Origin of the sequence: Halorubrum sp. DM2 (assembly GCF_901686465.1) — an archaeon.
GTDB lineage: Archaea > Halobacteriota > Halobacteria > Halobacteriales > Haloferacaceae > Halorubrum.
Genome location: NZ_LR594487.1, coordinates 1,053,084 through 1,073,777 on the forward strand (window position 1 = coordinate 1,053,084; position 20,694 = coordinate 1,073,777).

The 20,694-nt window shown below is 54.0% G+C and carries 16 protein-coding genes and 3 pseudogenes; 5 read left to right on the plus strand and 14 right to left on the minus strand.

Annotation, left to right across the window (positions count from 1 at the left end; translation table 11 throughout):
• Positions 1-637 (plus strand): SCO family protein (locus QOL69_RS05440; protein WP_283402340.1); only part of this gene is annotated, 637 nt, incomplete at its 5' end.
• 127 nt (positions 638-764) lie between these two features.
• Here QOL69_RS05440 and QOL69_RS05445 read toward each other — a convergent pair.
• Both QOL69_RS05445 and QOL69_RS05450 read right to left on the minus strand, forming a co-directional pair.
• A complete protein-coding gene (locus tag QOL69_RS05445) occupies positions 765-1,841 on the minus strand; it encodes a DUF7350 domain-containing protein (protein WP_283402341.1) in 1,077 nt (358 codons plus the stop codon).
• A 78-nt stretch (positions 1,842-1,919) separates the two neighbouring features.
• Positions 1,920-3,218, minus strand: coding sequence for a DUF7405 family protein (locus QOL69_RS05450; RefSeq protein ID WP_283402342.1), 1,299 nt, complete (start codon positions 3,216-3,218; stop codon positions 1,920-1,922).
• Between the two features lie 42 nt (positions 3,219-3,260).
• Between QOL69_RS05450 and QOL69_RS05455 the strand changes: the two are divergent.
• Positions 3,261-3,395: pseudogene (locus QOL69_RS05455) on the plus strand (SCO family protein); the annotation flags it as partial.
• A 201-nt stretch (positions 3,396-3,596) separates the two neighbouring features.
• Here the strand turns inward: QOL69_RS05455 and QOL69_RS05460 are convergent.
• From QOL69_RS05460 to QOL69_RS05475, 4 genes are all read right to left on the minus strand, one after another.
• Positions 3,597-5,285 (minus strand): ribonucleoside-diphosphate reductase subunit alpha, encoded by a 1,689-nt coding sequence (locus QOL69_RS05460; RefSeq protein ID WP_006630751.1) that lies wholly within the window; start codon positions 5,283-5,285, stop codon positions 3,597-3,599.
• Between the two features lie 2 nt (positions 5,286-5,287).
• Positions 5,288-6,298, minus strand: a complete 1,011-nt coding sequence (locus tag QOL69_RS05465) for a ribonucleotide-diphosphate reductase subunit beta (RefSeq protein WP_283402343.1) — start codon at positions 6,296-6,298, stop codon at positions 5,288-5,290.
• A gap of 28 nt (positions 6,299-6,326) precedes the next feature.
• Positions 6,327-6,815 carry a transcriptional regulator NrdR gene (nrdR, locus tag QOL69_RS05470; protein ID WP_006630753.1) on the minus strand — a complete coding sequence of 163 codons (489 nt, stop codon included), beginning with the start codon at positions 6,813-6,815 and terminating at the stop codon, positions 6,327-6,329.
• A 354-nt stretch (positions 6,816-7,169) separates the two neighbouring features.
• Positions 7,170-7,769: a hypothetical protein gene (locus tag QOL69_RS05475; RefSeq protein WP_283402344.1), complete on the minus strand. Its 600-nt coding sequence runs from the start codon at positions 7,767-7,769 to the stop codon at positions 7,170-7,172.
• A gap of 296 nt (positions 7,770-8,065) precedes the next feature.
• Between QOL69_RS05475 and QOL69_RS05480 the strand changes: the two are divergent.
• A pseudogene (locus QOL69_RS05480) lies at positions 8,066-8,318 on the plus strand (amphi-Trp domain-containing protein).
• A gap of 34 nt (positions 8,319-8,352) precedes the next feature.
• Here QOL69_RS05480 and QOL69_RS05485 read toward each other — a convergent pair.
• Positions 8,353-8,505 (minus strand): annotated as a pseudogene (locus tag QOL69_RS05485) (DNA starvation/stationary phase protection protein); the annotation flags it as partial.
• Positions 8,506-8,963: 458 nt separating this feature from the next.
• Between QOL69_RS05485 and QOL69_RS05490 the strand changes: the two are divergent.
• Complete coding sequence (locus QOL69_RS05490) at positions 8,964-9,236, plus strand: hypothetical protein (RefSeq protein WP_283402345.1); 273 nt, start codon at positions 8,964-8,966, stop codon at positions 9,234-9,236.
• A gap of 616 nt (positions 9,237-9,852) precedes the next feature.
• Here QOL69_RS05490 and QOL69_RS05495 read toward each other — a convergent pair.
• From QOL69_RS05495 to gdhB, 6 genes are all read right to left on the minus strand, one after another.
• The gene (locus tag QOL69_RS05495; protein WP_283402346.1) at positions 9,853-10,650 is read right to left on the minus strand and encodes a recombinase family protein; all 798 of its coding nucleotides are present in this window, start codon (positions 10,648-10,650) and stop codon (positions 9,853-9,855) included.
• A gap of 669 nt (positions 10,651-11,319) precedes the next feature.
• Positions 11,320-12,033: a maleate cis-trans isomerase family protein gene (locus tag QOL69_RS05500; RefSeq protein WP_283402347.1), complete on the minus strand. Its 714-nt coding sequence runs from the start codon at positions 12,031-12,033 to the stop codon at positions 11,320-11,322.
• Positions 12,033-13,655, minus strand: a complete 1,623-nt coding sequence (locus tag QOL69_RS05505) for a hydantoinase B/oxoprolinase family protein (protein ID WP_283402348.1) — start codon at positions 13,653-13,655, stop codon at positions 12,033-12,035. Before QOL69_RS05505 ends, QOL69_RS05500 begins: the two co-directional genes overlap by 1 nt.
• Positions 13,652-15,655: a hydantoinase/oxoprolinase family protein gene (locus QOL69_RS05510; RefSeq protein ID WP_283402349.1), complete on the minus strand. Its 2,004-nt coding sequence runs from the start codon at positions 15,653-15,655 to the stop codon at positions 13,652-13,654. The genes QOL69_RS05505 and QOL69_RS05510 overlap by 4 nt, the downstream gene beginning before the upstream one ends.
• Positions 15,656-16,864, minus strand: a complete 1,209-nt coding sequence (locus QOL69_RS05515; protein ID WP_283402350.1) for an Nramp family divalent metal transporter — start codon at positions 16,862-16,864, stop codon at positions 15,656-15,658.
• 579 nt (positions 16,865-17,443) lie between these two features.
• Positions 17,444-18,721, minus strand: coding sequence for a glutamate dehydrogenase GdhB (gdhB, locus tag QOL69_RS05520; protein WP_283402351.1), 1,278 nt, complete (start codon positions 18,719-18,721; stop codon positions 17,444-17,446).
• Positions 18,722-19,093: 372 nt separating this feature from the next.
• On the opposite strand from gdhB, the gene QOL69_RS05525 reads away from it, so the two are divergent.
• Complete coding sequence (locus QOL69_RS05525) at positions 19,094-19,918, plus strand: transposase (protein ID WP_283402352.1); 825 nt, start codon at positions 19,094-19,096, stop codon at positions 19,916-19,918.
• A 59-nt stretch (positions 19,919-19,977) separates the two neighbouring features.
• Here the strand turns inward: QOL69_RS05525 and QOL69_RS05530 are convergent, their stop codons facing one another.
• Positions 19,978-20,523 (minus strand): ribbon-helix-helix protein, CopG family, encoded by a 546-nt coding sequence (locus tag QOL69_RS05530; protein ID WP_283402353.1) that lies wholly within the window; start codon positions 20,521-20,523, stop codon positions 19,978-19,980.
• Between the last annotated feature and the right edge of the window lie 171 nt (positions 20,524-20,694).

A 20,694-nucleotide genomic window follows, 5' to 3' on the forward strand; every position in this document is an offset into this window, starting at 1 on the left:
CGGTACCGCTGGTTGTCTTGGCGTGCTCGGTAACGAAGGTGCTGAGGGAACTGTCCTCGGTCCCCCAGAACAGGACCTAAGCGAGGCCGTTCACCCGAGCTACGGCGATGAGATGCCACACTTCACCGTCCCGGACCCGATCACGGATGAAGAGATATCAATTTCTGAGTATGAGGGTGAGCGTGCCATCCTCTGGACATCGTTCTACACGAACTGCCCGGACGGGGTGTGTCCCGCGCTCATCCTCCGACTTCGTCGCGCACAAGAAGCTGCTACCGGAAATGGATACGGCGATGAGGCAGTATTCCTCGCACAAACGTTCGACCCCGAGCGCGACACCGCCGAAACCCTCCGTGAGTACGCCGGCCAGCAAGGAGTAAACCTCGATGCGAACAATTGGCACTTCCTCCGCCCGGAAAGCTACGAACGAGGTCAGGAACTGTTAGACGAGCATTTTGGGCTCAAGATTGAGAAGGCGTCAGCCGATCAGTACGAGAATCTTGAGTACCAATTCCCGCACTATGGGCTGATCCTCCTCATAAATAAGCAGGGGATCGTCGAGCGTGCGTACCCGAGAGGACCGCAAACGGACATCGAACGACTCGTGAACGATGTCGAACAGATCACCACCGGATAAAACGTCGTCACCTCCTCGCCGGACTCACCAGCACGGGCGCGCTTGAAAGCGTCGGTCGCGTTGTATCTGGGAACGTATCACCGTCTTCTCTACACCACAAGTGCGTTTGAGGAGTACATTTTGCCCGCTATTCGGCAGTGATGGTCACATCCTCCATTCCACCCATAAGGCCGCCAAAGGCCGTCTCATATCCCTCGTGTCTCGCGGTCTGTGGCTGGGCGGTTGTTTGTAACAGGAGCTTGTCGCCTGGCTCAACACCAGTAACAACTGCGCCGTAGTGATAGTTCAGATCCGGATCGAGCGTCCGCACAAATTCACCCTCGTAAACTGTCTCGCCTCCCCTCGAAAGCGTTCCTTCCAGTCCCATCGCAGGGAGAATCATTCGATTGTACCGGGACCGTGCGGACACGGCGACGTACTGCCCGTCACGATCAATACCAGCTGGCGGCGTATCAAGGACGGTCACAACGAACTTCGCGTCGTTGCTCATCCCGGAGCCGATGACCCTGCCTGGGAAATCGTTTTCGGCCGGCGCTGTCGAACTGGGCATCATTTCCATCTCCATCGGGTCAACAGCCCCAGGGGTTCCGGACTCGTCTTCCACCTGCTTGACCATGATTTCCTCTTTCGCCTGCTGGCTGTACTCAAACGGGATTTCGACGGTCGTTGGCTCGGAGAATCGCCCTTGAAATGCTCCTGACCGGCGCGTAGGGAGAGCGCCGACGCTCAGACGGACTGTGTATTCCCCGTCTCCATCCAGTCCGAAGTTTGCTCCGTAGTGAAATCCCATCGGCTGTGAGAGCATCGGATAAATAGCTTCTTGCGAGACCAGCGAGTCGTCTCGGTATATCTCGACTGAGAGTCCGGTTTCCGGAAGCACCGTCATCGTCTCAGGGTCCCATACAGTCGCCATCAGATGAACGTCGTCATCGTTCTGAATTTCGGTCTTCGAAACTGAGTCGCCGTTGACGTTCCAGAAGCGGTGGGCGTAGCTATACATCAGCCCGAACGCGTAGTCGCCCTGCTTGCCCATTCCGGACATCTCCATTCCCTCAATGTGACTTGGGACGTAGATCGCATCCGGCCGATCTTCCGGGACTGACGGTTCCCCCGTCGCCGGCACTTCGAACAGTCCTGTACAGCCGGCGAGAGCAGTTGATCCGGTGAGAACGGCACCAGCCCGGAGAAACGCACGTCGATTCATATCTGATGTTGAGGCCCGTACAGAAAGACGATTGTGGTTCGGTCATCGAATCGTTTTCGGGGTTTTCAATACCCAAGACTACGATTCAGGTTGTGGCGTCGGCACCTCCCGATGTCGACGAGGCGGAACGAGAAAGTTCCCGCGACGGCGGACAAAAATGTATTCGAGAATACCGTTGTTGACACGTTGTCGGATTGCCGGCGTCACTTTGGTAAGATCTGTGCCGTTCATCGCCCGACGGACGTCCTCAAAGTCGGTGATACGGCGCTGGAGCGAAGGAAAGTGGAGGCTCGCTACCTTCTGGTCGGACCCGATATCGTCTGTCGACTCGAAGTGTCGGCGGAAGAGCTTCACGTTCCCGTCTGCGTCGCGGTTCGCACGGGCAGCCTTCTGCGCGTGGCCAACGCGGTTGTGCGTTTTCGCATCTGATTCGATATCGCCAATAAACTGATCAATACCGCTATCAGAGCCGAGGTTCGATCCGACACCCTTGACAAGATCCTTGTCGGCGTGACCAGGGCTGAACATCTCCGTTACTCGTTCCTCGAAGGACTGCTCGTCGTACCAGTCGTCAAGTCGCTGACGAAGGTTGGCGATAACTTTCGTCGTTGCGCCCGCGAATGGACCGTTTTGAATAGTGACATAGTCCTCGGTCGCTTGGTTCCCCTTGAATCCGGCCTCAAATCCCATAAACAGGGGCGAAGCTTCCGGAACCGGATTTGAGTCGGGGATACCAGCCGCATCTTGGTGCTGTGCCGGAAGTCCAGCACCGACAAACCCGGTCCGTCGCGAATCGATCGTCGCGACATCGGTAAGTCGGGCTTCGACGGATACGCCATTCGCTTGGTCCTGCTCACCTCGAAGAGCCTGCTCGGCTTCGAGCACAACGTCGGCTCGGTCGCTCGCGAGGTGGATAACTGCGTCCTGTGTATCGAACGTAGGGGATTCGAACGGCGAGAGCGCCGTTGGTCGGGGGAGGTCCACGTTCTCAGGAAGAGATTGATCGAACCGTTCGAAGTACGACGGCGAGTACGCGATCGAGTGAAGTAGGCCCTTATGACTCCACTCGTAGGCTCGATCGAGACCCGTCAGTGCTTGTTCAAGTATTGAACGGGTGTCAGCCGACGGCTGTCCATCCCCATCAAAGATAATATAAAGGAGTATCTGGTGTTTCGGGAGTTGGGAGTTCCCGTGCTCATCGTGGCGGATATACTCCTGCCAAGCGTGTTGGCGTGAGGGTTTCGCGTTCGAATCGCCGGTCGGAACCGGTTCCGAGCTAGCCATATCTAAACAGGCACTCAGTGCGCTTACACCCCCAGCCGCCACTGCTGCTTTGAGAACCTGCCGCCGGGGGAGATTGTCGTCAAGCGGATCCATCAGTTTCGCAACTCTTGGCGGTCTACAGTAAGTAAGATTGTGGTTGAGTACCAGTTCCCGCACTATGGGTTAATTCTCCTCGCGAATAAGCAGGGGATCGTCCAGCGTGCGTACCCGAGAGGGGCACAAACGGTTATCGAACGGCTCGTGAGTGATGTCGAACGAGTTGCCACAGCACGAAGCGCCGGTCTCTTCACGTCTGGAAACGTGCCGGAGATCCTCAGTAGAGGGTACACGCCTGAACCCAGTATTGATTCATGTTGAGCGGTTCTGAATAGAAGGCACGCATCAAAATCATCCTCCGAGGTTTTGAACGAATAGATATGAAATCTAAAAAATTTTATACGCGACTATAATATAAAACTTCCAATATGAATATCAGCTCTCGCAGGCCTTACACTCGAGGAGATTTCGGCTGAACTTCTGTGCGGCATTCACACTCTTCTGGTAGTAGAGGCTCTTCACGCCTTTCTCCCATGCTTTGATGTAGAGCTGATTGATCTCCTTTGTGCTGACTTCGCTAGGGTCGATCGAGATGTTGATGCTCTGCGCCTGGTCGATGTGTTCCTGTCTCTGCGCTGCTTGGTTGATGATGGCCATCTGTGGGATTTCGGCCATGGTCTTGAACACATCCTTCTCTTCATCCGTCAGGCAGTCGAGATGCTGTACGCTACCATCTTTATTTGCGATACTATCCCAGACCTCTCTGTTGTCTTTCCCTCGCTCCTTCAGGATTGCCTCAAGGAACCGATTCTTCTGGGTTGACTTGAGCTTCGCGCCGTCTCTCACGAAGTAGTTCGCCTTCAGCGGTTCGATACTCGGGCTTACCTGTCCGAGGATGACGCTGCTCGACTTTGTCGGGGCCACGCTCATCGTGGTTGTGTTCCGCCGTCCGTACCCTTCGAGCACCTCTGGCTCGCCAAACTCGTCGGCGAGTCGTTCACTCTCTGCGTAGCTCTTCTCTTTGATCGTCTGGAACACGCTCTCGTTCTTCTGCATCGCCTCCATACTATCGAACGGGATCATGTTGCTCTGGAGGTAGCTGTGCCATCCGAGGACACCGATACCGATAGCTCGATGCCGCTTGGCAAACTGTACAGCTCGCTCCATGAACTGCGTCCCTTCCGTTTTCTGAATGAATTCCTCCATCACGGCGTCGAGGAAGCGAGTCAACGTCTCGACCGCGTCCGTGTCCTTCCACTCGTCGTAGTGGAGCGCATTCATACTTGAGAGACAGCAGACGAAACTCTCATCCGGGTTAGCGGGGAGCGCGATCTCGGTACAGAGATTCGACGCATTGATCTGGTAGTCCTTGTCTTTGTACACCTGCGGCTTCCCCTCATTCATGTTGCCTCTGAAGATAATGTACGGGACGCCGATATTGATCCGCGTCTCAATGATCTTCGCCCACTTCTCTCGCTTTTCGGTATCGCCGTCGACCATCTCTTGGAACCAGTCGTCGCCGATGATGACGCCGTAGTAGATATCCTGCACCGGGTCACCCTCGGTCTTGATGTTGAGCCATTCATCGAGGTCGCCGTGCTCGATGTCGATATAGCCCGCGAACTGGCCTCTCCGGGTTTCACCTTGACTTACGACGTTGATCGCGGTGTCGAAGAGCTCCGTGAAACTATAACTCCCGTTACTTTTTCCATTGTTCGTGATCGGACTGCCTCGTGGACGTATTTCACCGAAGTATCCGCTCGTACCTCCGCCCAGCTTCGTCATTTCACCCACTTCGGCGTGGGTGTATAGGATACTCTCCATACTGTCCTCGATGTAGCTGCCGAAGCAGCTGATGGGGAGGCCTCTGTCCAGTCCAAAGTTTGCCCAGATCGGGCTGGCGAGGCTGTAGTACCCGCGGCTCATATACTCATAGAACCGGTCTGCGAAGCCGTCTTCGTCGAGGATCTCTTCGGCGTTCTCTGCGATCTGTCTGATCCGTTCTTTCGGATCAACGCCCTCGAGTAGGTATCCCTCTCGGAGGAACTCGACGCTGTCGTCGTTCAACCAGTAGAACGGTTCCTGGTGTTCTTTTTCTACTTTGGTGAGTTCTGCTTGCGACATTATTAGAACATCTCCTCTGCCGTGACGCTCTGTGTGTGTTTGTTGTACGTGGTCGACCGCTTGCTGAAGAAGTCGTTGTCCTTGGTCATCATAATATCTTCATCGAACCACCGCGTCTCTTCGAGCAGCTCGTCATCGGTCTCGAATACTGGGTCCACGTCGACGTTCTCCAGACTCTGATTGAACCGATCCTTCAGGAACTCATCAACGTGCTCTCGGGGGAGGAACTCCAGCTCGCCGTCCTCGAAGATCCAGTCGAGAATGTCCATCTCAGCCTCGTAAGCCTGCTGACAAGCCTCTTGGACATCCGCTTCGAGTTCATCATCGAACATCTCCGGGTTCTCTTCTTTGATCGTCTCGACCAATTCAACTCCGAACAGCCCGTGGATCTGTTCTTCTTTGCTGGTTGCTTCGACGGCGTTTGCGATCCCCTTGAACTTCTTCTCGTGCTTGTCGAAGCTCGTCATTATCAGGAACTGGCTGAAGAGCGAGACGTGCTCGACAAACGTACTGAACAGGAGGATATTTTTCACATACTCCTGTTTGTCATCCTCTTCGTTAGTTTCTAGACACCGGTCAAGGTACTCGATTCTGTTTTTTATAGCAGGAACCTCAGTCACCTGCTCGAAGTCGTCTTCGATGCCGAGAATCTCAAGCAGGTGGCTGTAGGCGTCCATGTGTCGCACTTCGCTCTCCGCGAAGGTCATACCTACATTGCCGACCTCTGCTTTAGGCATCTCTTCGTAGATATCTGACCAGAAGGTTTTCACCTGCACCTCGATCTGTGCGATAGCCAGCATTGTCCGCTTAATAATGGTCTTTTCCGCAGGGGTCGTGTTAACCTTGAAATCCTGGACGTCGCCCGAGAAGTTGAATTCCGTATGTACCCAGTAACTGTTGCGTATCGCATCAGTGTAGTCACGGAAGTCGCTGTACTCGTACGGTTTCAGATGTGTTCGTTCGGAGAAGATGTCGGACTCTGCTTCTCCACTCGTGGTTTCGTTCTTACTCATTAGTACGTCTGTTTCGTGTGCGTTTGTGTCATTGTGATCTGTTCGGGTCTTCGAAATCGTCTAGCTCCGCATCTAAGACCGCATCAAGCTCTTTTAGGAATTCTTGTGGCTCAGAAAATGATTTATAAACTGAGACAAATCGGATATAGGCTACCTGATCAAGTGTCCGAAGGTTCTCAGAGACAAGATCGCCGATCAGACTCGACGAGATAATCCGTTCGTCTCTGGCCCGCAGTTCTGCCTCGACTGTCTCCAGCAGTTCTGCGACTTGCTCGTCTGTTATTGGTCGTTTCTCTACGGCTCGAATGATGCCGTTACGGAGTTTCTGCTTGTCGTATGGCTCAATGTCTCCGTTCCGCTTTTTTACTTGGAGCGAGTCCCATTCTGGGCGCTCGTATGTGGTAAATCGGAACGAACAACGGCAGCATTCGCGCCGCCGCCGCACAGTATCTCCACTCGCGTTTGAGCCTGTATCGAGGACACGTGTGCGGTCGTTATCGCAGTCTGGGCAGTTCATGTGTTTGATTGTCGGATTCCTTTCTCGAACCCTACCGTATATATGGGATAGTTAGTTTTACCACAATATATGCTATGTCGAAGCCAGTACTAAATACTACTGGTCCGATTGTACTAGTACAAATAGAGTTGTTTCTGGAGGTTGTGAGACTCTCACCGGCCACGGATGTCGGACGCTGATTATTTCACCGAGCCCACACGCCATCGTCGAAGCCGATAGCGTCGTTCCACTTACCGACCACGGTGGCGACCGCCAAGTCGCCGGTAACGTTGTTCATCGTCGCTCTCCAAAATGATCGTCGCCACTCGATCTATCCGAATTTCCCATCCAGTGCTATTGTTCGCGCCCTGGCGATTAAGTGCGTCCGCTCAACAATTGTCTCAGCAAATCTAGAGATGCTCGGTTTGATGTCTCCGTACCGTAGACTCTGACGGAGTCCACGCCAGCGTAGCCGTGTTCGCCGGTGTCATCACGCTCCCAGTACAGCCATCCAGTCTCCTCCTCACCATCAAGTCCCATGTCGTCAACCGGGAAATCCAGAACTAGCACTTCGTGACTGTCACCATGAGAGCTTTCGATCTCAGTGACCTCCCCGTCGGCAAGTGGGCGTGCACCTTCGCCGTCCTGAACAACGAACCGGGACCCGAACCGATAGCGCACAGGTTCGTCCGTGGGGTCGAACGTCTCTCGTTCACCATCACCGTTGAGGAACTCCGAGGGATGGACGGCAACCGATACTGAGTCGTGTTCGTCTACGTCAATAAAATTCTCTGCGTTATTTGGTTGAATATCGATATCAAGTTCAAGGGGAAAGTGTGCGGCTACAACACCACTCAGAGCGGGGATAGCCGCAACGGTGGCAGCAGCGCCGAGCGTGCCCTTGAGGTAGCGCCGTCGCGTTGTAGTGTCGTTCTTCGGTTCATCGTCAGTCGGTGTAGATCGTTGCGTTCTCATACTGCAGGATGAGAGACAGTGCGTGGTAGTATGGCGATTCTGGTACGATCAGCGAACGTCAGTCACGACGAATAGGTAAGCATAACAACTCGCCCACCACCGTATCCGACGAGTATCTCTTCGGTCCCGTCGTTGTTAATTTCGCATACGCTCAGAGATGTCCAGAGAGGGACATTCCACTCGTAGAAGGCCATCTCTACACTAGTGTTAGGATCGAGGACTACAACCGTCCCACTATTCAAGAAAGGTAGTGTTCATCGAATGCGAAAACACCGACGGCTGGATCGCGATCGACGATTCGGTCGGGACGGAACTTCGAGGAGACAGATCGACTGGACGTAAGCGAGGTGGGCGGTCCTGATCGCGTTCTGCGAACAGCTCCGCGACGACAACGAACTGATAATCATCGGCGACGACTGGGAACTGCCCTTCGCGTTCAGGGAACCAGTCGAGTTGGAAGTAGAGTACGAGGGCGTCGACGAGCCGGAACTCGAAATCGAACTCGAACTCCCGGGGCGCACCGACGAGAGTGGCCCCGAAATCGAGTAGCTTACTGCGTCGCCGATTCGAGCACGAGCGTGTTGTCTTCGACCTCGACGGTCGCGTATTCCGCGAGCGTGGTCATGCCCCCATGCGAGACGCCCCCGGGCACCTGGAGCCGTTCTGCGAGCTCGTCGGCTGCGTCCTCGACATCCTTGTAGACCTCTTGGAGGAACACGAGGGCCTCATGGAACTCTTGTTACGGCGTTTATTTCCCGGTATTGATACTGAATTAGCCGTGAGAACTTGCAAGTCGGTCACCGCGAATAAAACGGTTTGCGTGGTTATCCGAGGCCGATCTCCTTGTGACGCTTGTAAAGATACGCTACACCGGCCGGAATCGTGATTAGTTGTACAGCCGAAAACACAAACGAACCCAAGTGTAGTATGGCAACGCCGCTCCACAGCACCCGGTTTGGTATCCAGTCGATATCTTCCTGACGGAGTGCTCTGGCATCGAGATAGAGGCATAAGGAGTATAGTGGGGCTAGAAGGCCCCCGATTAGAACGGTCGCTACCACCGAGAGCAAGGAGAATAAGAATAGCAATCCAGTCTCTGGATCGGAGGGCACGAGGCTTGGTGGAGAACCGGCCTGTGTTTCGCTCACTAATTGAAGAATACCGTATGAGGCCTGTACTATCACAAAAACTCCGATGAAGAACGCGACGCCATACCACCATCGTGAATTGGAGGGCCTACTGGAAGATTTGCTGGAGGACCTGCCGGGCGACTTTTCTGACATAGGCTATGTGAAAGAGCTTGATTGTGGTAGGTCATGTAAATTGTGGAATAAAATATCTGATTCGATACTAACGTTGAACTCATCCTCTAAGTCTTACACACCTCTACCTATCAACTCCGAAATAGATGCCACTGTTTCACTATTTTCGGGAAGTGTTTTTGAGAGTCTCAGCAGGGCCGTGTGAATTGGAATTGTTGGGTCTACTGGAGGGTATCGAGGGAAGCAGTAAGCTGCTGTTGCGTCTCAAGGCCTGTGTAGAACCGATCAACGATCTCTGATTGATGTTCTGGACAGGTAAGAATAGCAACTGCTCCATCCTGTACGGGGATCACGGGGTGGTCTGGACTATGTCGTGCGAGGTGGCAACTGGGACAGTTGATACCACCGGCTGGCCGATGGTCTATTAGTTCAGCTGTGTTCTCGGTCGTAAACCCAGAAATCGAGGTGAACTGCTCAAGATGTTCATCACAGCCAACAAGAGGGAGGGTGAGTTGATCCAAGAGAAGGAAAGACACCGTGTGACCACCTGTGGCGTGGAGAGCAGACTCGCACGCATCACACGGAATAGGCGGATGACTAAGGGATTCTTCCGTCTGTTGCTGAGAGGAATCTGCTGGAGGCATGTTATGGCTAGGTTTGGGTTGACCCGCTACACAGGTAAGTTATGGGAACGTACCGTTGTCGCCAGCCTCCCGCTGGAATTGGAACTCAGAACAAATAAATCCCATTTGCGGACTACAACCTCTGTATCTTACACTCCCCAACTAACATAGATCAGATAGATCTACTGTTGACTGCGTTCAGTCGAGATTTTTAACCTTCTGTTCGAGCTGTCTGAGTCGCTTATTGAGGTCCTCGGCGGGTTCGGCAGCCGGCTCACTCAGCGGGCGGATATCCTTGAGGGCGGCGTCAACGCGATCGTCATCGGCTTCGCCGCAGAGATATAGCTCCGCACGGTCATTATACAGCTCTCGGAGTGTACTCGCGGCGACACCGATGTCGTCGGCAACATCGGCAATCGATTCTCCGGCGGCGACCCGTTCTATGCCGGCGCGAACTCGAAGGTACTCCTCGGAATCAACTCGGAGATGACCGTCAACGACCTCGAACCCGGTCGGCGGCCGGCCGGTCCATTTACCGGCCTCCTGAGCAGCGTCAACTCCCGATTGGATTCGGCGGACCTTCTGTGTCTGTTCAATCCGAGCGAGGTCGCCCATGAGTCCAGCGATCATCCGGGTGACCGCTTGATCGACCATGCTGTCGTCGACGTCGAGATCGAGGCCAACCTCGAGGTCTCGGACGCTCGTCTCGTGTTCGAGAGCGTGTTGGAGGAAGTTGTGGATCTCGCCACCACCGAGTCGGGAGAGTCGAGACAGCTCATGAACAACGACAGCACCGATCTCCCCATCGGCGATCGCTTCGCGAAGCTGGCGATACTCCGCGCCACCCTCGTCGTCAGTCTCCGAGATAACATCGGCAAACCGCTCGACGCTTGCGTCAGGATACTCCTCGGAGACAAACTCCTCGAGCTCGCGGATCTGTCGCTCGTGGTCTTGGCGATCGGTTGAGACGCGGGCGTATATCGCGACGCGAGTCACACTTTCCGTTTTGTGGGGTTCAGTATATAAAATAGAACCCCTTTTCGTGAATGTCTAATACTAGTACCTTCTCAACACATTTAGAGTTCTGCTGGCGCGCACCGAAAATAATAAAATGACAGTATATATTTAGGAGTTAGCAGGCCGGCCAGTACAAGACTTAGAGATGGAGTCAGCACGTTGGCTTAACTTATTTCGCGTCAAATCGGATGAACCATCCGCTCGTTGAACGTACTTCTTGAGTAATTACCGCTAGAGAGCGGATCACGTGAGATTCGATCTCTGACCTATCCAGAATCCAAAGATCATCACGAAGAGGAGAATAGCTACGGGAACCTAGAATCCAAGACTCGTGAACAGTTCGAGGGAGAGTATCTCAGGTGTGAAGATAGCTAGATACAGGGGTATGCCAATCAGTAATCCCGTCACAGCAGTGAGAATAAACCTTGGATACGAATCCACTTTCAATTATATTAGCACAGGCTCTGATAACTGTTCTCCCGTATTGGCCAGTCACGTGGTGGCCTGTATTGACCGCTCCGACCAGCTCGTTTTCTGAAGAGCTTCTGTACAAGATACGCGCGCTACATCTTGCACGGTGCTCCGAACATCATTTCGAACTGGTAAGATTCTCAGCGGTCAATTTACACCTCTTATTTACCTGCTGTTTCAGTCGAGAATATGTCTGCCGAATGGGATTTTAACAGAGCTATCCAGCTGAATGCCGACCTGATTACAGAGGTCCCAAACTGTTGCCGCATTACTTGAGACAACCGGAATATCGAATTCTGTCTCCAAGGACATCAGCGCTGGAATAGATCGGTAGTTGGTACACGAGATGAACAGCGCATCCGCTTCAGGAGTCGTCGAAAGAACCGATTTCGCCTGCTCTTCGGCATCTACAGCATCCAATTTCCCAATTGTCGTGTTTTCAACGAGACCTCGGCCATCGATTGAAACCACCTCAATATCGTTCTCAGTTAGGTAATCTCGCTCCAGCCGATCCAGTTCTGCCGCATACGGTGTTGCGACGGCGACTTTGTCTGCGTCGAGCGCATTTAGTCCTCTGACGACCGACCGTGCGGTCGCAATCGCTGGGGCATCAATGACATCAGATAATCTGGATTCCAAGCGTGTATCAAATCCAGAGCCGTGGATGAGGCTTCCGGTAGTACAAGCGTAGGCAACGCCGTCAACAGAGGCATGTGAGAGCAGCGACGCAGCACGTTCGGCGTGATCCGCCATCACATCGAGTTCATCAGCCGTAACGTCCTCGAGAGGAACTCGAGCAGCGTGGATCGTACAATTGTCCGGAAGTATCGAGCGGAACTCCGGCTCGACGGTCGTGTTCGAGGAGGGAAGGACGACACCAATCCGGGTCATCAGTTTACTTTACCGTCGCGTTCATCCCGTTCCCTTGCCACCGTCTCACGCTCGTTGGGGTCACCGTGCCCACCACCACCGGGGGTGCGGATCGAGACGGTTGTTCCAGCGTCAACATCGATAGAGACTTTCGCAGGAACAGTCTCGCCGTCAACGAGGTTCTGACCAGTTGCACCATCTTCCCCGCCATCGATTCCTGCGGGGGCAGTGCGCCGGCGCTCAGTCAGCAGCGAAACGGTCGCATCCGTTTCAACGGTGACAGTTCGTTCGAGCCCTAAGCCACCGCGATAGTGGCCATCACCACCGCTCGATGGGCGTAAGCTGTATTCATCGACCCAAAGCGGATACTCGGTTTCCATTGCTTCGACCGGAGTATTGAGGGTGTTCGTCATCCCGACTTGGACACCGTCCATTCCGTCTTTGTCCGGACGGGCCCCGAAGCCCCCACCGATCGTCTCGTAATACGTGAACTCCCCGGTGCGATCTCCAATAATGAGGTTGTTCATCGTTCCCTGGCCTCCGGCGGGGACAACATTTGGAACAGCCTCTGCTAGGGCAGCGAGCGTCACATCCATCACACGCTGGCTTGTCTCCACGTTCCCGCCGACCACAGCCGCTGGCGGCTCCGGATTAAGAACCGATCCGTCAGGCGCAGAGATGGTGACAGGTTCGTAACACCCGTGATTGGGCGGGATATCAGGATCGGTTACGGCGCGGACGACAAAGTAGACCGCACTCTTCGCAACCGAAAGTGGCGCATTCAGATTGCCCGTCACCTGGTCAGCGGTTCCACCGAAATCAACATCGATCGTAGCTCCGTCGAGAGTGACACCAACTTCAATCGGAATATCCTCGTCGGTCACGCCGTCACCTTCGAGCACGTCCTCTGCTCGGAACGTACCATTCGGGAGCTCCCTGAGTTCCGTTTCAACACGTTCGCGGGAATAATCGATGACCGCGTCGAATGCCTCAAGCAACGTCGATCCATGCTCGTTGAGCAACTCGCCAATACGCTCTTCGGCACGTGCATTTGCGGCACGTTGAGCCCGGAGATCCGCAGCACGCTCGTCCGGCGTTCGGACGTTGGCCCGGATTAGTTCGTGGATAGCCTCGTTTGGATCACCGCCGTCAATGAGCCGAACTGCGGGGAGCCTGAGTCCCTCCTCATAGATCTCTTGAGCACCCGGTGGCATGCTTCCCGGTGCACTACCACCTACATCAGCATGATGAGCACGTGATACCGCGAATCCAATTATCTCGTCGTCGGGGGCGATCGTTGAGACTAACGTGATATCTGGCAGGTGTGTTCCACCTGCGAACGGGTCGTTAACGATGAAAACATCACCGGGCTTCGGATCTTTTTGTAGAACGATATCTACTGCATCGGGCATCGCACCGAGATGAACGGGGATGTGTTCGGCTTGCGCGATCATTCGCCCCGACGCGTCAAAGAGTGCCGTCGAACAATCCTGTCGTTCCTTAATATTTGGAGAGTATGCACCACGAATGAGTACGTGGCCCATCTCAGTCGCAATACTTTCTAACTGGTTTCGGAGGATCTCCAAGGTAACCGGATCAATCTCCGAGTCAGTTCCATTCATCAGATCGTCTTTGTCACTCATTTGTCGCTCACCTCCGCAATTAGCGCACCGTCGTCACGCGTTTGTACATTCCAAGCAGGCGGGACAACGATAGTACTCTCAGGACCTTCAATTATCGAAGGACCCTCGACAGTACCCGCCGCCGGCAACCGATCTCGGTCATACACAGCTGTCTCATACACACCGCCGGTGAACACCGCCTCACGGGTGGTCTTCTGTAGGCCACCGCTACTTGTGTATTCGAGGGACGGCGCGTCTCGGGGAACAGTCGCCGTTACCCGACAGTTTACCAGTTCGACCGGCTCGTCTGCTTGGTAGCCGTACGCCGATTCGTGGGCCGTCTCGAACCGCTTACCCGCAGCCACCGCGTCGAACGGTCGATCGATGTCCACGGTGAGTTCGAAGCTCTGACCGGCATACCGAAGATCTGCGGAGTACCGGACGGTTGCCGCGTCGCGATCACTAATTTCCACGAGCAGTGTTTCGGATAGGTCATCGTAGACGGTATCGACATCATCAGAGTCAATATCAGTGAGCGAGCACTGATACGTCCGCACTGCGTCGCGCTTTTCGTCAGCCGCAAGCAAACCATACGCTGAGAGGACCCCAGATGCACGTGGAATAATCACTTGGTCTATATCAAGCCCATCAGCGATCGGGATAGCGTGCATCGGTCCCGCACCACCAAACGCAACCAGACCGAACTTTCGCGGATCGTATCCTCGCTCGACGGTCACAGAACGAATAGCACGGGTCATATTTGCGTTCGCGACACGATAGACTCCGCGAGCGGCTTCGAGCGCTCCATCGAGTCCTGCCTCATCGGCGAGATTTGCGAGGACATCGTGTGCAGCCTCTTCATCTAGCGACAGTTCACCGCCAAGGCTGGTACTCGCTCCGATGTATCCTAAGACGAGATTCGCGTCAGTGACAGTTGGTTCCGTGCCTCCTTTGCCGTAGCAGGCGGGACCAGGTTCGGCCCCAGCTGAACGCGGTCCGATCCGGAGTGCCCCTCCAGCATCGATCCACGCGATTGAGCCGCCGCCTGCACCCACTGTCTCTACATCGACCATTGGTGTTTTGATCGGTCGATCATTAATTTCGCCCTCGGTCGTTCGTTCAGCTTCCCCATCACGGACAAGGCTCACATCGCTGGAAGTTCCCCCCATATCGAACGTGACTAAGCCCTCGCGGTCGTCCGTGTCGTCGGCTGCCATCGCACTCGCCCCCACTACACCAGCTGCGGGTCCGGACAGGACAGTTGTCACCGCGTTTTCTCTGATAGTACGTGCATCGGTGATGCCACCGTTTGCCTGCATAATCTGTGGTTGAGGGACACCGAGATCGTGTGCTCGGTCAGTCAGGTGACTTACGTATCGGTCGATCGCGGGTCTGACATACGCGTCAACAGCTGTCGTCGATGTCCGCTCGTATTCACGAAATTCAGCGAGGACCTCGTGCGAGGCAGACACGGGGACATCAAGCTCCGATCGGAGAATAGTCGCGACGCGTTTCTCGTTCTTGGGGTGTGCATACGCATGTAAGAGCGCGACTGCGACAGACTCTACGTCCGCTTGGCTGATCTCTTCGGCGATCGCCTGAACTTCATCTTCGTTTACAGGTTGTTCGATCCCGTCGGTTGACGCCCGTTCGGAGACCTCAAAACGGCGACATCTCGGAACGAGCGGCGTCGGTTTTTCCGCATCAAGATCGTACACCGAGGGCCGCGTTTGCCGGCCGATTTCCAAGACGTCTCGGAACCCTTCGGTCGTCACGAGTGCAGTCTTCGCGCCGTCCTCCTCTAGAAGCGCATTAACCGAGACGGTCATCGCATGGGAGAACTCATCCACAGTTTCGGGGTCGATCCCGGCCTCCTTACAGGCCTTCTCGATCCCGTGGATCACTCCCTCACTTTGGTCTTCAGTACTGGGTACCTTTGCAGTCACGAGTTCATCGTTAAGAGAGAGTGCCACGTCGGTGAACGTTCCACCGACGTCGACGCCGATTTTGCGCCCGTTCATCTACACCACCCCCGTAACGCTGAGGAGTGTTCGAATGCCAAGTCCCACAACAATTATGCCCACGATTACACCGAGCACGTTTGTTACCGTGCCGTTCGTATACTTGCCAAGAAGATCCGTCTGGTTCATCGCATAGATGAGGAAGATCGCAACGATCGGGAGCAGAACCCCGTTGAGAACCTGTGCGAACACAATAATCTGAACGGGACTACCACCTAACAGCACGGATAGAACCCCGACGGAAAGAATCGTTCCCCAGACAGCTCGGAAGCGTGTGCTTTGAAGATCCGAGTCCCACCCGAGTGCGCCCGTAGTTGCCCACGCACCCGCAAGTGGTGCTGTCGTCGCACTCGTGAACCCGGCAGCAAAGATTCCAATACTGAAGAACAGCTTCGCGTACGGACCAGCCAACGGCTGTAGTTGTTCAGCCATCCTCCCGATGTCGCTGATCTGCGTCCCTGGTTCGAATGCCGCGGCTGCAGTCACCATAATTGTGATCGTGATCAGACCACCAACAGTGATCGACAGTATCGTGTCAATACGTGAATACCCGATGTCTTCGGGGCCACTCCAGCGTTCCTGAACGTTACTCGCGTGCAAGAATAGATTATATCCCACGACAGTCGTTCCGATGAGACCGGTGATGAGATACGGTGAACCAGAGGGAATACTGGGAACAAATCCGCCCGCGATCGCTCCCAGATCGGGGCCAATCAATATCGCCGATGCCACGAACGAAAGAGCCATCACGATGACAAGGCCAACGAGTGCCCGTTCGATCAGCTTGTACCGCCCTGTGAATAGAAGGCCACCGGCGACAGCTCCCATCAAAACACCCCACACGGTTGAGCTGATGCCCGTGATCGTCGCAAGCCCTGCTGCCCCACCGAGAATGTTCCCCGCCTCGTAGGCGGCAGTTCCGACGCCGATCGCCCCCACGACGAGGAAAATACTCACGTACTCGATAATCTTGTTATCGAAGCGTTCGCGAAGTGCTTCACCGAGGCCTTCACCTGAGACAAGCCCGAGCCGGGCGCTCATTTCTTGAAGGACAATCGTTGCCATAATCGAAAAGGCAAGTGTCCACAGAAGCGCGTAGCCAAACTCTGCACCAGTTACACTCGCGGTCGTGACCGTTCCCGGTCCGATGAACGCGGCTGCGACCATCGCGCCCGGACCGACAGCCTTGATATGTTGCGTAATATTCATTATTGTTTATGTTAACACCTGATGACACGACACAACCAAAATGGTGTAAATCCTTTTAAGAATAGTGTGTGTGATTCACATCAGATGTGTTAAACCTACGTCTGAAGCGGACTAAAGGTATGAGCTAGTGTGTGCGTCATATATCAATATCAAACGAGAATGCCACTGCTTGACTTACAGGGTCCTCTTGGTCGACTCTAGCTTTTAGATATTTAGCGTCGACTCTCAAGAATTATCGATGATATGCCGTCCAGTAGTTAGTCAGAGCGCTCTTCTGTAGGAGATTGTTGATACAGCTCAGTCGAACTCGAAGTGAGTGCTAAACCCCACGGAGATCGATTTACAAGACGACTCTTGAACCGAAGACAAATCTGTCAAACCGCAAGAAGGTGAGCCATCAACAATCTTCTACACATGAGCGTAGTCAGAGTCGTAGTTTGGAACCCATCTATACCAGACACGTTTCCAGTAATTGGCCTCTCTTACGAGTTAGTTGGGACATACGTCACATCTCATGTCTCTTGATTCTACGGACATGTATTTGAGAGAAATAATCAAGTGAAGATCTCTAGTGGAGTATTACGGCCAAAGCCCACGCGCCTCTTTCGCTGCCCCGATCCGTTCAAGCGCGACAACGTATGCTGCTTCCCGCCAACGGAGATCACGACCTTCGACTTCAGATTTGACGCTGTCCCACGCAGAAATCATCTCCGACTCCAGTTCAGTAATGACGCGCTCTCTGGACCACTGGCGGCGATTAATGTCCTGTAGCCACTCAAAGTAGGACACGGTCACTCCACCGGCATTAGCAAGAATATCCGGTACGATTTTGATATTTCGATCGCCGAGGATATCATCTGCTTCGGCAGTCGTTGGGCCGTTTGATCCCTCAACCACGATGTCTGCTTGGATCTGATCAGCGTTGCCGGATGTGATGACGTTTCCGACTGCTGCCGGGATAACGACATCAACGTCCAACTCCAAGAGTTCCGAATTGGTGAGCGTGTTCGGAGCGTCGTGCTTCATAACCCCCTCCGGCTCTTCTTTATGCGACGGAACAGCTTGGGTCTCGAGCCCAGTAGAATCATAGATAGCTCCGTTCACGTCACTAACGGCCACGATAGTGGCTCCCCACTCGTCGAGGAGACGGGCAGCGTTCGCTCCAACACTTCCGTACCCCTGAACAGCGACTGTTGACTCTTCGATATCCTTCTCATAATACGCCATCGCCTCACGCGAGATTATTGCGACGCTTCTTCCAGGGGCCTCCTCACGGCCGTAGCTCCCACCAACGACCGGAGGCTTCCCCGTTACAACACCGGGAACCGTTTCGCCCTGTTGCATACTGTAAGCGTCCATAAACCACGCCATCGTCTGTACGTCAGTACCCATATCGGGCGCTGGAATATCCTGATTTGGCCCTACTTCATCACGGATCTCTTCAGCGAACCGACGAGTGAGGCGCTCTTTTTCGTCGTCACTAAGTTCTTTGGGATTCACGACAACGCCACCCTTACCCCCACCAAATGGAAGATCCATCACGGCACATTTCCAGGTCATCCACATCGACAGCCCGATACACTCCTCTGCGGTGACATCTGGGTGATACCGGAGACCTCCCTTGTATGGTCCCCGAACGTCATCGTGCTGTGCACGGTAGCCAGTAAAGACTTCAACCTCACCGTCGTCACGTTCCAGGGGGACCGAAACTTCGACCACCCTCGTTGGGTGCTTAAGACGCTCGACGACTCCACAGTCGAGATCGACGTACTCAGCCGCACCGTCGAGTTGACGGCGTGCTGTTTCGAGCGCGGATGTGTGTTCTATCTCGTCTTGGTCTGTTTGTGTGGATGTCATAACTGAAGTGTTCCAAACGAGGATATTTGATTCCCTGACCGTCGAGTTTGGATCGGGATCTGGTATGGTCTAATAGACGTAATTGAGATCATCGCCTCCGGATCGACAGCGTCGAGGTGTTGAGTAATAATCATTATCGATCGTTTGGACTCTGGTAGCTTGACCTCGACATACAAGTATAAAATTTTTTAAGAATGATGTGTGGGAGGTACATCAGACATGTGCGAGATATGTCTAAACCGTACTGCAGATATGAACTAGTAAGCGTTAGGACAGATATTAAGATTTAGAAAATTTTGCTCTATTGAAAATGGAAGATAGCGACAGGATCCTTCCGTAACGGTTTGAGGAAATGAGGTCGAGAAAGCGATTATGGGCGTCGCGTTACTCGACCTCGTTGAGACAGCACTACGTGTAGCTAAACAAGCGTTGGGAAATCGAGCGGGCAAGCCCGACTCGGGCGGGCTTGCCCGCGAGGCTCACATCGTCGCGCACTGTATCCGGAAGGAAGAGGGCCACAGCTACGCCGAACTCGTCGATCGGCTCAGCCTCATGCCGGACGTATGTGAGCGACTTGGGATCAGCTCGGACGCTCCACCCGACCCAACCACGTTCTACCACTCGTTCGACCGATACGAGATGTACATCTGGCGGGCGTTGCTGCGCGTTTCAGCGCAGCAACACCCGCAATCTGGCCACGTTGCACTCGACAGCACGTTCTTCGAGCGATCCCACGCTTCACAGTACTATTGCCAGCGGAGAGGACAGACAGTAAAGACGGTGAAAGCGACGACATTGACCGATGCAGAGTCGCTGGCGGTGTTGGACGTTCACTGCAGTATCGGGCGTGAGCACGACACGAAGGCTGGCCCGCGGGTCGTCCGCCGGAACGCGGACGACCTGCGGGCCGTTGCTGCCGACAATGGTTTTCAAGACTGGTACTCCGAATACGAGATCGCCGCATTAGACGTTGAGTACCTCGTCCACTACTGTGGATCAACGCCGAAAGCAGCCGCCAACAACGCGCTCATCCGAGCAAAAGGCTACACACAGCGATGGATGTCAGAAACCTCCTACTCAACAGTCAAGCGAACGCAGGACTCCGCCCTGCGTTCGCAGTTCTGGTACCGACAGTTCCGTGAGATCATCCTCTCGTTCGCTCTCAACAACCTCAAGAAACTCGTCAAAACACTATGATCCCGCTCACGTACCGCATTTTCAATAGAGCAGAAAATTTCACCTTCTAAAATGCTGGTTTACTCATCTCGTTCGGTTATGAGCACCTTCGAGACGCTTTCTTCAATCTCAATTTCAAACGGGAGATCTGCGATACTGCCCCGCATGAACTGTATCATAAACCAGCGTAGTGATTCGGAGGGAAAGACAACGTGGTAGCTTCCTTGTTCAGTCCGTCTAACAGTCAAGAATCCACACAGCGAGAGCCAATCGAGTACATCTTCGAGTGAATCAAATCGATCAGCGTATTCTTGAGCGTGGTAACGAGCCACTCGATCCATCGTTTCGAGAAACTCGTCATCTCGGTCTTCCGGATTGTCAACCTGACTCAAAAGTGTATGAAGTAGATCGATATCCAATAGAACATGCTCGCCTGTCGAGAGCATCTCGTAGTACGTCTGAAGATGATCACTATCGCTCGCGTTCGCCGAGTCGAAGTTCGCTGCATAGAACGCGATCGCTTGGCGAACCAGTTCGCTTTGGCTCTCGTCAGTTTGATCGTTCAGTGCCTCCAGTGTATTCTTAGTATCCTCATCAAGTGACACTGTAACTCGGTTACTGGGCATACATTCTTCTCTTACCGAGTGAACTTAATAACGGGGTCAACTCTCAATCTGGACTCTACGAGTGATCCAAACATAACCGCTGGGTTCGGCGTACCGAGCGCGTCGACCGTTCATAACTCTTGCTGATCCAACTACAATCGGCCGTAGTGCCACGTTTCGGGCTTGCGGCCC

What these genes read in the sequence shown, in the direction of transcription:
- QOL69_RS05445 (WP_283402341.1), bottom strand. Translation starts at nt 1,841, where the DNA reads ATGAATCGACGTGCGTTTCTCCGGGCTGGTGCCGTTCTCACCGGATCA.
- QOL69_RS05450 (WP_283402342.1), bottom strand. Translation starts at nt 3,218, where the DNA reads ATGGATCCGCTTGACGACAATCTCCCCCGGCGGCAGGTTCTCAAAGCA.
- QOL69_RS05460 (WP_006630751.1), bottom strand. Translation starts at nt 5,285, where the DNA reads ATGTCGCAAGCAGAACTCACCAAAGTAGAAAAAGAACACCAGGAACCG.
- QOL69_RS05465 (WP_283402343.1), bottom strand. Translation starts at nt 6,298, where the DNA reads ATGAGTAAGAACGAAACCACGAGTGGAGAAGCAGAGTCCGACATCTTC.
- nrdR (WP_006630753.1), bottom strand. Translation starts at nt 6,815, where the DNA reads ATGAACTGCCCAGACTGCGATAACGACCGCACACGTGTCCTCGATACA.
- QOL69_RS05475 (WP_283402344.1), bottom strand. Translation starts at nt 7,769, where the DNA reads ATGAGAACGCAACGATCTACACCGACTGACGATGAACCGAAGAACGAC.
- QOL69_RS05490 (WP_283402345.1), top strand. Translation starts at nt 8,964, where the DNA reads ATGAAGAACGCGACGCCATACCACCATCGTGAATTGGAGGGCCTACTG.
- QOL69_RS05500 (WP_283402347.1), bottom strand. Translation starts at nt 12,033, where the DNA reads ATGACCCGGATTGGTGTCGTCCTTCCCTCCTCGAACACGACCGTCGAG.
- QOL69_RS05505 (WP_283402348.1), bottom strand. Translation starts at nt 13,655, where the DNA reads ATGAGTGACAAAGACGATCTGATGAATGGAACTGACTCGGAGATTGAT.
- QOL69_RS05510 (WP_283402349.1), bottom strand. Translation starts at nt 15,655, where the DNA reads ATGAACGGGCGCAAAATCGGCGTCGACGTCGGTGGAACGTTCACCGAC.
- QOL69_RS05515 (WP_283402350.1), bottom strand. Translation starts at nt 16,864, where the DNA reads ATGAATATTACGCAACATATCAAGGCTGTCGGTCCGGGCGCGATGGTC.
- gdhB (WP_283402351.1), bottom strand. Translation starts at nt 18,721, where the DNA reads ATGACATCCACACAAACAGACCAAGACGAGATAGAACACACATCCGCG.
- QOL69_RS05525 (WP_283402352.1), top strand. Translation starts at nt 19,094, where the DNA reads ATGGGCGTCGCGTTACTCGACCTCGTTGAGACAGCACTACGTGTAGCT.
- QOL69_RS05530 (WP_283402353.1), bottom strand. Translation starts at nt 20,523, where the DNA reads ATGCCCAGTAACCGAGTTACAGTGTCACTTGATGAGGATACTAAGAAT.